Below are 10941 nucleotides of genomic sequence, written 5' to 3'. Positions count from 1 at the left end.
GCCATGCCGCGCGCAGATAAGGCTCGGGATCGGGCTTGCCGTTGCGTACATCGTTGCGGCTGATTGTTTTCATCGTCGGCTCGTGGATGCCGACTGCGCGCAAATTCGCCTCGACCACCATGCGGTCTGAGTTTGACACGATTGCCTGCACCACGCCCCTGGCCTTCAGGTCGCGAAAGATTTCCATGGCGCCATCACGCGGCAGAAGGCTTGGCGCGTGACCCATATAGTGATCGTATTTGAGCGCAATCCATTCATCGAATTCGAGACCAAGGCCGAACTGCTCCCGCAGCACCTCATAGACCGGGCGCRCCGCCTGACCCACGACGCGCGCATGCAGGTCAGCCGGCGGCTCGATTCCAGCGCTGCGCAGGGCCGCCACAAGCGCCCTTTCGTGCAGCGGCTCGCTGTCGATCAGCGTGCCGTCCATATCCCAGTACACTGCCTTCGGAATCATATGACCGGTCCTTGTTCACCCCATTGCTCATAGGAGCTTTGGCGGCGGAATTGAACCGGTCATATGATAGAGGAAAACACGTGCTCATGCGGTATTCTTTCAAAGATGCCGGCCGCAAGGGTCGTTGCCGTCGAGATAACCCATGTCGCGCTTGAGGTGATCCGGCAGGTCCCTGAAATCAAGTACGCGCCGGCGCGTGCGCCAAGTAAAGACTGACGCCAGACGCGATGTGAGGGAAACCGGTTCGCGATGAATGAGACTTGCCYGTGCCGTGTTCATGATCGTCGACCTCCGCTGATACTTGAAAGACGCTAATGCGTTGACCTAGATATTGGTCCTGGAAGCCCAGCAATTCCAATCGAACGTCGATCTGGATCCATTAAGAGCCCTTATGCATAGGACGGCGATATCATGAACATGCAGCTGCCGCCGCTGGYCGCGATCAGGGTGTTCGAGGCCGCCGCCCGCCATTCAAGCTTCACCAAGGCTGCGGCTGAACTCGGCATGACCCAGGCTGCCGTGAGCTATCAGATCAAGCTGCTGGAGGAACGCGTCGGGGCGCCGCTGTTCCTCCGCAAACCTCGCCAGGTCGTACTGACCGACGCCGGCAGCCGCCTCGCACCCGCCGTCACAGATGCCTTCAACATCCTGAGCGAAGCCTATGCCACCGCCCGCGCCGGCTCGGGCGGCACGCTTTGCATCTCCACCTTGCTCACCTTCGCCTCCAACTGGCTGGCGCGGCACATCGGCTCGTTCCAGATTCGCCATCCAGCAATCGCGGTGCGGCTCGACACATCGAACCACCTGGTCGACTTTTCGCGCGAGGAGGTCGACATCGGCATCCGCTCCGGCGACGGCAACTGGCCCGGGCTGGTCACCCACCTGCTGTTTCGGGCCCAGTATGCGCCCATGCTGAGCCCGATGCTGGCCGACAGCATCGGCGGCATCAAGGAACCCGCCGACCTTCTGAAGCTGCGCATCCTCGATCCCAGCGATGTCTGGTGGCAACGCTGGTTCACGCTGGCTGGCGTGCCTACCGACAGCCTGGAAGGACGGCCCGACACCTCGATGGGCTCGCAAGCCTACGAGGCGAACGCCGCGATGGCCGGCCAGGGCGTGGCGATCCTGACGCGCACCTTCTTCACCGCAGAACTCGCCGAAGGCCGTCTCATCCAGCCCTTCGATCTGCTTGGCGACGACAAAGACGCCTACTGGCTGGTCTATCCCGAGGCACGCCGCAACGTGCCCAAGATCCGCGCCTTCCGCGACTGGCTTCTATCCGAGATGGGTTGCCCGGAATGCTGACGGCAACGGGCACATAACCCTCGCAGGGTCATCCCAACAACCGCGCTGGCTCAATGCCTGGCCGCCCTCATGGCTTGCCTCTTCAGCCCGATTGCTGCAAAAAGCGGACCAAGGCGAGGCAAAACCAAACGTTTTGAGGCCGAATCGCCCGACATCGGCGGCATTTCTCGCGATATCGGCACGAAAGACGAAAATAATGTCTGCGAACGAAACCGGCGCGCAATCACCGGCAAGTCCTTGGCGTCACGAGATTCGGGCGATGCTGGCGCTTGCGTGGCCGATGATCCTGACCAATCTCGGCCAGACGGCGATGACCGCGACCGACGTCATGATGATGGGCCGGATCGGATCGAACGCGCTCGCCGCCGGCGCGCTCGGCTCCAACCTCTATTTCGCGCCGCTCATCTTCGGGCTCGGCCTGATGCTGGCGACTTCGCCGATGATCGCCACAGAATTGGGCCGCAAGCGCCACTCGGTGCGCGACCTCAGGCGCACAGTGCGCCAGGGGCTCTGGCTCGCCATCCTGGTCTCGATCCCGATCTGGATCATTCTGTGGAATGCCGAGGCGATCCTCAAGGCGATGGGCCAGGAGCCGGCGCTTGCCGAAACGGCCGGCATATATGTGCGCTGGCTGCAATGGGCAGTGCTGCCATTCTACGGCTATATCGTACTGCGCTCGTTCATTTCGGCGCTCGAGCGTCCCGGCTGGGCATTGGCGATCGTCTTCGCAGCGGTTGGCTTCAACGTGCTTGCCAACTGGGCCCTGATGTTCGGCCATCTCGGCTTTCCGGCCATGGGCGTCGCTGGCTCGGGGCTCGCGACCACGCTGTCGAGCGTGCTGATGTTCGTCGGCATGGTCGCCGTGGTGACGCTTGAGCCGAAGTTCCGGCGCTATCAACTGTTCGGGCGCTTCTGGCGCGCCGACTGGCCGCGCTTTGTCGGACTGCTCAAGCTTGGCTTGCCAATCGCCGGCATCCTCGCCTTCGAGGTCACCATCTTCAACGCCGCTGCGTTGCTGATGGGCCTGATCGATGCGCCGTCGCTGGCAGCACACGCAATTGCCATTCAGATCGCCTCGATCAGCTTCATGGTGCCTCTCGGCCTCAACCAGGCCGTCACCGTGCGCGTCGGCCYGGCCTATGGTGCTGGCAATTCCGAGGGCGTCAGCCGCGCCGGCTGGACGGCCTATGTCATGGGCGTCTCGTTCATGACGATGACGGCACTGATCATGCTGTTATGGCCGCATCTTMTGATCAGCGCCTTCATTGACGTCAACGACCCGGCCAACGCCGTCGTCATCGGCCTTGCCGTCTCGTTCCTGGCGCTGGCGGCACTGTTTCAGATCGTTGACGGCGCTCAGGCTGTCGCTGCCGGCATGTTGCGCGGACTCCATGACACGACCGTACCGATGATTTATGCGGCGATCGGCTATTGGGGCGTTGGCCTACCGCTCGGCGCGGTGCTCGCCTTCCATTTCGGCGTCAATGGCGTCGGCATCTGGATCGGCCTGTCTGCCGGCCTCGCTGTGGTGTCGGTGCTGCTTTTGTGGCGCTGGCTCAGGCGCGAAAAACTCGGGCTGATGGGCCGGCCGGTGATGTGAAGTCTAGGGGGGCACGCCATACGACGCGCGTCATCCCGGGCGAGCGCAGCGAGACCCGGGACCCATTGGCACGGCCAACGTGGAGCACGGCCGCACTGGTCAATGGGTCCCGGATAAGCTTCGCTACGCTGCGCTTTCCGGGATGACGAGCGCGGTTCGCTCCCGCACCTCTCAGCTCTCCGACGACATTGCGCCGAGCAGCTTCCTGATGTCGCCGAACCTGGCGATCAGTCCGAACACCAGAGCGGCCACCGCCACGAAGAACACCGACACCGAGGCCATCGTCGGCGTGTAGCCGTATCGCAGAGCGTTGAAGATCTTGATCGGCAAGGTTTCGAGCGTGAAGCCGATCGTCATGTAGGCGACGATGTATTCGTTGAGCGACAGCACGAAGGCGAAGGCGTAGCCCGAGACGAGATAGGGCCGGATCAGCGGCAGCACCACCGTCTTGAGCACCGTGCGGTCGTCGGCGCCCATCGTCGCCGCCGCCTCGACCAGCGAGCGGTCGATGGAGGCGAAGCCGAGCGATAGCGTCACCAGCGGGAGCGTGACGAAAAAGATCGCATGGCTGATGACGGCCGTCCATGGCTGGCCATAGAAGCCGGTCGTTGCCCAGAACGTCAGCATGCCGAGCGCGGTGATGACGGGCGGCAGGATGAACGGTGCGAGGCCGAGGATCTGGAACACGTTCGCCCAGGGCGCTATGCGCCGCCACAGGAACCAGGCCAGCGGCAAGGCGATGGCCACCGCCAGTGCGGCGGCGGTCACTGCCAGCGACAGCGAGGCGATCAGCGCCTTGCGCCATTCGGGATCCGCGAAGATCTGCGCGTACCAGGCTAGCGAAAAGCCTTTGGGCGGGAAGGCCAGGTCCTGCTTTTCGTTGACTGAAACGCCTGCGACGACGATCAGCGGTGCGGCGAGGAACAGGGCAACGGCTGCGAAATAAAGCCGGCGAAGGAAGGTCTGTTTCACAGCGCGTTCTCCCTGCGTCCGACCAGCAGCGTCAAGCCGACAAGAGCCAGCGACATCAGCACCAAAAACACCGCCATCGCCGCAGCGAACGGCATGTTCGACTGGTAGATCGCCTGGTCGGTGATCAGCACCGACAGCGTCCAATGCGAGGGCCGGCCAAGGATCTGCGGCAACAGATACGAACCGAGCGCAAAGACAAAGACCATGATCAGCGTCGCAACAATGGTGTTGCGCAGTGCTGGCACCACGACATTCAGGAAAGCCCTGACCGGCGACGCACCGAGCGTTCGGGCGGCCTCCAGCAATGTCGGGTCGAGGCGGACTAGGGCGGGATAAAGCACCAGGATCGTGTAGGGCAGCGCCTGGTAGACCATGCCGGTCAGCACCGCCCAGAAGCTAGGCAGCAGCGCCACCGGCTCCTTCATCAGGCCGATGGCGACGAACAGGTTGGTGATGCCGGCGGTGCGCGAAAACAGCGTCGACCAGGCAAAACCGATGATGACCTCCGACAGCGACAGCACTGAAAGCAGGCACACCAGCCAGATCGTCTGCACCTTGCGCGGCCGCTTGGTGAGCAGGAAGGTGAAGGGAAAGGCGATGACGACGCAGCAGATCGCCACCATCACCGCCAGCATTAGCGAAAAGCCCAGCACCTTGCCGAAGAACGGCGTGAGGAAGCGGGCATAGTTGGTGAAGACGAAATCGGGCGTGTAGAAGCCCGAGGGATCACGCTGGAAAAAGCTCACCGCGATCATCGTCGAAAACGGCACGACGAAAAAGACGATCAGCATCAGCCCGGGAAAAAACAGCGGGCTGTAGTCGGCGATCGATTTCGGCGCCTCACGTTTCATGATTTGAGCACCACGCAGGCTTCCGCCGGCAGGATCAGGCCAACCTGCTGGCCGGCCACGACCTCGGGCCGTTCGCGCGGCGTGGCGACAGCAACGATGGTTTTGCCACCCGCTTCGACGAAGGTCTCGATAGTGCCGCCGAGGTCGCGCACGAAGGTCACGGTGCCTGCGATCGCATCGCCGCCGACCGGGCCCAGTTGCACGTCCTCGGGGCGGATCGACACCGAGGCTTTGGTCAAGCCCTCTGGCATCGTCAGATGCGGAATGGCGTGGCCGAGCACGGAGACGCGGCCAAGCCGGTCGGCACTCGCATCGAGCAGATTGGTCATGCCGATGAAGTCGGCGACAAACGCGTCTGCCGGCTTGCGGTAGATTTCGATCGGCGGAGCTGCCTGGAGAATCTTGCCGTTGCCCATGACAACGACAAGATCGGCCATGGTCATGGCTTCGCGCTGGTCGTGGGTGACGACGAAGGTGGTGATGCCGAGCCTTTGCTGCAGCTGGCGCAATTCGACCTGCATCGCCTCGCGCAGCTTGGCGTCGAGCGCCGACAGCGGCTCGTCGAGCAAAAACAGTTTTGGCGACAGCGCAAGCGCACGTGCGATGGCCACGCGCTGGCGCTGGCCGCCGGAGAGCTTTGCCACCGGGCGGTCGCTGAAGCCGGGCAGATCGATCAGCTTGAGCAGCTCGTCGGAGCGTTTCTTCTGGTCTTCGCGCGAGGCGCCGCGGATGCGCAGCGCATAGGAGATATTGTCGCCGACCGACAGATGCGGAAACAGCGCCAGCGACTGGAACACCATGCCGAGATTGCGCTTGTGCGTCGGCATCGGCGTGATGTCGGTGCCGTCGAGCAGGATCTCCCCGCTGGTCGGCTCCTCAAGACCGGCAATCATGCGCAAAAGCGTGGTCTTGCCACAGCCCGACGGCCCGAGCAGGCAGACGAACTTGCCATGCGGCACCGACAGATTGGCCGTATCGACCGCCCTGAAGTTGCCGAAGGTCTTGGTGATGTCCTTAAGCTCAAGTCCGGACATGAGGGGCCCTCGAAATGTTGGAGCGGCGTTGTGGAAAGCGTCTCTTCTCCCCGTTTACGGGGAGAAGATGCCGGAAGGCAGATGAGGGGCAGTGCGAGCCTTGCCGCGCTGGCTCTGCCCCTCATCCGGCCTCCCGAGTTCAATCGAGGGGCGCGCCACCTTCTCCCCGCGGGCGGGGAGAAGGAAAGACAGGTCACCCAACGATCAGCTCGGTCCACTTCTGGTTAATCCAGTCGGCCTTGGTGGTGTAGAGGTCATAGCGCGGGATGATCGGCGGAATGTCCGACGACACGGCGGCGAACTGTTCCGGCGTCAGGTCGAGCAGATCGCGCTTGACCGTCGGTGCGGTGCCGACCTTGCGCGACATCAGCGACTGCACGGCTGGCTGGCACATGTGATCGATGAAGGCATGCGCCTCCTCGGTCTTCTTCGAAGCACGCGACAGAACCCACGAGCCGGAATCCTGGATGCCGCCTTCCTTGGGGAAGGTCGAGCGCACAGGGTGGCCCTCTGCCGCCGCCAGGCCGGTAACATCGTGGTAATACTGGCCCATCGGGATTTCGCCCGACTTCAGAGCTTGTTCGAACTGCGCCTCGTCACGATACCACAGCCGCACGTTCGGCTTGACCTCGGCGAGCTTGTCCAGCGCCTTCAGGATGCCTTCCTCGGTGTCGAGCGCCTTGGTGCCGCCCATGAATGTCGTTGCCGTCACTTCGAGCAGGAAAGAGTTGGAAGCCAGCGCCAGAAGGCCGAGCTTGTCGACGTTCGCCGGATCCCAGAGCGCCGCCCAGCTGTCGGGCGCGGTCGGGAAGACGTTGGTGTTGGTGACAAGCGTGATGTACCAGGCCACAGCACCGATGCCGGCGACACGGCCGTCTGGATACTTGTTGACGAAATGCTCGATCAGGTTCGAGCTGTTCTTGATCTTGGCAAGGTCGAGCGGCGCCCACAGATTGGTCGACTGGCCCTTGAGCATCGCGATCTGCGACATCATCGAAAGATCGGCAGGTGCCTGGCCTGCCTTGGCCGCCTGTTCGAGCTGCACCAGCCAGGCTTCGCCTGTCGGTTCGGCGATGGATTCCACCGCGATGCCGGTTGCCTTGGTGAATTCAGGGAAGATGTGCTCGTCGAACGACTTCTTGAAGTAGCCGCCATAGACGCCGATCTTGATCGACTTGTCCTGCGCCCTAAGGATCGATGGCATGGCAAGCAGGCTCGCCGACGCCACACCGGCGCCCAGCACGGCGCGCCGGCTGATTGGGGTGTTCAGTATCTTTTTCATCGGTCTTCTCCTCATTTATTGCCGGCTTTTGCCGGACGTTCCCATGATTTTTTTATGACGGAGGCTCGTGTCAGCGTGCTGCGGCGCGGGCCTCCAGTGAACGGGCATATTGGGTGAGGGGGTAGCAAAGCACGAAGAAGATCACTGCCACCAGCCCGTAGACGGTGAACGGCTCAAATGTCGCGTTGTTGATGGCGTTCGAGGTCCTGAGCAATTCCTCAAAGCCGATGATCGAGGTCAGCGCGGTTGCCTTGATCAGCTGGACGAGGAAGCCGACAACCGGCGCGCGCGTAATGGCAAAGGCCTGCGGCAGGATGATCAGGCGCAGCTCCTGGACATAGTGCAGGCCGAGGCTTGCACCGGCATCCCATTGGCCGCGCGGCAAGGCATCGACACCACCGCGCCAGATCTCGGCGAGATAGGCGCTGGCAAAGAAGGTCAGGCCGAGTACGGCCGCCGTCCATGGTTCGATGCGGAAGCCGAGCATCGGCAGGCCGAAGAACATCAAAAACAGCTGCATCAGCAAAGGCGTGCCCTGAAACAGCGCGATGTAGCCGCTGGCAAAGCGGCGTTTCCATTTGCCCTTGGAGATGCGCAGAAACAGGATGGCGATGCCGACGATACCGCCGCCGACAAAGGCCGCGATCGACAAAAGCACTGTCCAGCGCGTGGCGAAGATCAGGTTGCGCAGGATATCCCAGAAGGTGAATTCGATCATGACACGCCTGCCGACAGCGTACGGCGGCCGATGCCGACCAGAAGCCGGCGCAGCGCGATCGAAAGACCGAGATAGATCATGGCGACGACGAAATAGGTCTCGAAGGGGCGGAAAGTCCGCGCCTGCAGCATGTCGGCTTCGTAGGTGAGTTCACTGACTGCGATCTGCGACACGACCGAAGACTCGAGCATCATGATCACGATCTGGCTCGTCAAGGCGGGGAAGATGACCTTCAACGCCTGTGGCAAGACGATCTTGACGAAGACCTGGCGCGGCCGCAAGCCCAAGGCAAAGGCCGCCTCGCGCTGGCCTTTCGGCACCGCGTCGAGGCCGGCACCTACTATCTCGGTGGTGTAGGCGGCCATGTTGAGCGTCATCGCCAGGATGGCCGCGGCGATCGGATCGAGCCTGATGCCGATCGCCGGCAGCCCGAAGAAGATGAAGAACAGTTGCACCAGGAACGGCGTGTTCCTGATCACCTCGACATAGACTGTGATGGCGCGCTTGAGCCACAGCGGACCGCTGCGGCGGCCGGCGGCGGCCAGCACGGAGATCACCGTGCCGGCCAGCGTCGTCACCACGATCAGGAAGATCGTCATGGCGGCACCGCGCGCGATCGCGCCCAGTGCCCCTTCAAGCCAGCCGAAGTCGAGGCTGTAGCTCACCGATCAATCCTTGAGGTTCTCGGGGTTGAGCGGCACCTTCAGCCATGCCTCGGACGATTTGCTGAGACGGCCGTCGGCAAGCATCGCTGCGACCGTGTCGTTGATCACCTTCTTCAAACCGTCCTCGCTCTTGTTGAGGCCGATATGCGACGGCGAGGTCAAAAGCTGGAACTTCTGCTCCGGCTTGAGCGCCTCCTGGCGCGCCAGCACCTGGGCGCCAACGTCGTTGCCGACCACCATCAGCTGGGTCTGGCCGGAGATGAAGGCCTGGATGACGGCGTTGTAGTTGTCGAAGCGCTTGATGTCGGCGGTGGCGGGCGCGGCCTCGGTCAGCGAGGTGTCTTCCAGCGTACCGCGATTGACGGCGATCGACTTGCCGGCGAGGTCGTCCTTGCCTGCTACCTTCATCTCGGCGGGGCCGATCACGGCGATGTAGTAAGGAGCGTAGGCGGCGGCGAAGTCGATGACCTGCTCGCGCTCCTTGGAGTAGCCGACGCTCATCAGCAAATCGACGCGCTTGTCGGTCAGGTAGGGAATGCGGTTCTGGCCGGTCACCGGCACTGGATTGAGCTTGACCTTGAGCGCGTCGGCGATCGCCTGCGCCACGTCCATGTCATAGCCCTTGAGGCTCATGTCGGCGCTTGCCGAGGAGAAGGGCGGGAAGTCGGCGAAGACGCCGACATTGATCTGGCCTGCCTTGGCGATGTCTTCGAGCGCATCGGCATTGGCCGGCTGCACCGCAAAGGCGGCGGTGCCGGCGACAATCAGAGCGGCGACCGTCGATTGCAATATCGTCTTGATGTTCATGTCGTGGTTCCCTCTGGAATGATTGCTTGTTGAACAGTCTCGTTAGCACCTGGCCGCTGCTTCCCAAACAGCGGCCAGTCGAAATTGTTGTTGTTTATGCGCCCTTGTTGGTGACGAAGGGGCTGAACATCATCAGGCTCAGGATCTCAAACAGCACCTGGGCGCCGGCATGCGCCGTATTGGTGGTCGAGTCGTATTGCGGCGCGACCTCGACGACATCGCCGCCGACAAGGTTGAGGCCCTTCAAACCGCGCACGATCTCCAGCACTTCACGCGTCGTCAGCCCGCCGACTTCCGGCGTGCCGGTACCGGGCGCAAAGGCCGGATCGAGGCTGTCGATGTCGAAGGACAGATATGTCGGGCCGTCGCCGACGATCTTCTTGGCCTTTTCGATGACAGCGGGAATGCCCATGCCCGTCACCTCTTCAGCGTGGATGATGGTCATGCCGGATTCGTAGGAGAACTCCCACAGATATTCGGCCGAGCCACGAATGCCGATCTGGATCACCCGGCTGGGGTCGAGCACGCCGTCGAGCACCGCATTTCGGAACGGGCCGCCGTGGTGGAACTTGGTGAGATCGTAGGCGCCGCCGGTGTCGCAATGGGCATCGATGTGGATCATGCCGACGGGGCGCTTCTTGCCGACCGCCTTGAGGATCGGATGGGTGATCGAATGGTCGCCGCCGACCGACAGCGGCACAACGCCGGCGTCGACGATCTGGCCAATGCGGCGCTCGATGTCTTCATGGCTGAGCTCGAGCCGGTAGCGGCTTCGGAACGGCACGTCGCCGATGTCGGCGACCCTGAGTTCCTGCACCGGCGCGCAGTCGAGCACGTGGTTGTAGGGCCCGATGCGTTCGATGGTGCGCAGCGCACGCGGACCGAAACGCGAGCCGGGGCGATTGGTGACGCCGAGATCCATCGGCACGCCGATCATCGCCACCTGCAGGTCGCCGAAATCCGGGTTATCGTTGTCGATCTCCCGATAAGGCGCGGTCAGGAAGGTCGGGATGCCCGAATAGGGCGCAAGCCGCGTGCCGGCCTTGTTGAAGATCTTGTCGGCGACGCGGCGGAATTTTGGGTCAAACAGATCGCCGCCATGGCCTTCGCCATATTTCTTGCGCAGCTCGTCAAGTTTTTTGACGTCGAAACCCATGATTTCCTCCTGTGGTCCGAGACGGCAATGCGGGCGATCGCCTGTAGCCGTCCGCTCCCGGCGGCCAGCCTGATACCTCGTGTTCCCCGCATGC

The 10941-nt window shown here is 62.7% G+C and carries 11 protein-coding genes; 2 read left to right on the top strand and 9 right to left on the bottom strand.

Annotated elements, in window-relative coordinates:
- On the bottom strand, nt 1–457 hold a 457-nt coding region (locus tag AC1DWF_RS26495; protein ID WP_476842230.1), incomplete at its 3' end, for an HAD family hydrolase.
- Between the two features lie 411 nt (nt 458–868).
- Here AC1DWF_RS26495 and gcvA point away from each other — a divergent pair.
- Nucleotides 869–1762, top strand: a complete 894-nt coding sequence (gene gcvA / locus AC1DWF_RS26490) for a transcriptional regulator GcvA (RefSeq protein ID WP_476842229.1) — start codon at nt 869–871, stop codon at nt 1760–1762.
- A 196-nt stretch (nt 1763–1958) separates the two neighbouring features.
- On the top strand, nt 1959–3362 hold the full coding sequence (locus AC1DWF_RS26485) for an MATE family efflux transporter (protein ID WP_476842228.1): 1404 nt from the start codon (nt 1959–1961) through the stop codon (nt 3360–3362).
- Nucleotides 3363–3533: 171 nt separating this feature from the next.
- On the opposite strand, the gene AC1DWF_RS26480 is transcribed toward AC1DWF_RS26485, so the two are convergent.
- The 8 genes from AC1DWF_RS26480 to speB all read right to left on the bottom strand — a co-directional run bounded on the left by AC1DWF_RS26480 (nt 3534) and on the right by speB (nt 10847).
- On the bottom strand, nt 3534–4334 hold the full coding sequence (locus AC1DWF_RS26480; RefSeq protein ID WP_476781420.1) for an ABC transporter permease: 801 nt from the start codon (nt 4332–4334) through the stop codon (nt 3534–3536).
- Complete coding sequence (locus tag AC1DWF_RS26475; protein ID WP_476788262.1) at nt 4331–5185, bottom strand: ABC transporter permease; 855 nt, start codon at nt 5183–5185, stop codon at nt 4331–4333. The genes AC1DWF_RS26480 and AC1DWF_RS26475 overlap by 4 nt, the downstream gene beginning before the upstream one ends.
- The gene (locus AC1DWF_RS26470; RefSeq protein WP_476781422.1) at nt 5182–6219 is read right to left on the bottom strand and encodes an ABC transporter ATP-binding protein; all 1038 of its coding nucleotides are present in this window, start codon (nt 6217–6219) and stop codon (nt 5182–5184) included. The genes AC1DWF_RS26475 and AC1DWF_RS26470 overlap by 4 nt, the downstream gene beginning before the upstream one ends.
- Before the next feature lie 193 nt (nt 6220–6412).
- Nucleotides 6413–7501: an ABC transporter substrate-binding protein gene (locus tag AC1DWF_RS26465; RefSeq protein WP_476781423.1), complete on the bottom strand. Its 1089-nt coding sequence runs from the start codon at nt 7499–7501 to the stop codon at nt 6413–6415.
- 70 nt (nt 7502–7571) lie between these two features.
- Entirely contained in the window at nt 7572–8219 is a 648-nt protein-coding gene (locus AC1DWF_RS26460; RefSeq protein WP_109575783.1) for an amino acid ABC transporter permease, read from the bottom strand.
- Nucleotides 8216–8884 carry an amino acid ABC transporter permease gene (locus AC1DWF_RS26455; RefSeq protein ID WP_476781425.1) on the bottom strand — a complete coding sequence of 223 codons (669 nt, stop codon included), beginning with the start codon at nt 8882–8884 and terminating at the stop codon, nt 8216–8218. The genes AC1DWF_RS26460 and AC1DWF_RS26455 overlap by 4 nt, the downstream gene beginning before the upstream one ends.
- 3 nt (nt 8885–8887) lie before the next feature.
- A complete protein-coding gene (locus AC1DWF_RS26450) occupies nt 8888–9691 on the bottom strand; it encodes a transporter substrate-binding domain-containing protein (protein ID WP_476781426.1) in 804 nt (267 codons plus the stop codon).
- A gap of 94 nt (nt 9692–9785) precedes the next feature.
- Entirely contained in the window at nt 9786–10847 is a 1062-nt protein-coding gene (speB, locus tag AC1DWF_RS26445; RefSeq protein ID WP_476781427.1) for an agmatinase, read from the bottom strand.
- Nucleotides 10848–10941 lie beyond the last annotated feature (94 nt).

Source organism: Aminobacter sp. P4_D5, assembly GCF_056401815.1.
Note: the sequence above shows the minus strand (reverse complement) of the source record. Positions and strands in the feature narration are given on the sequence as shown.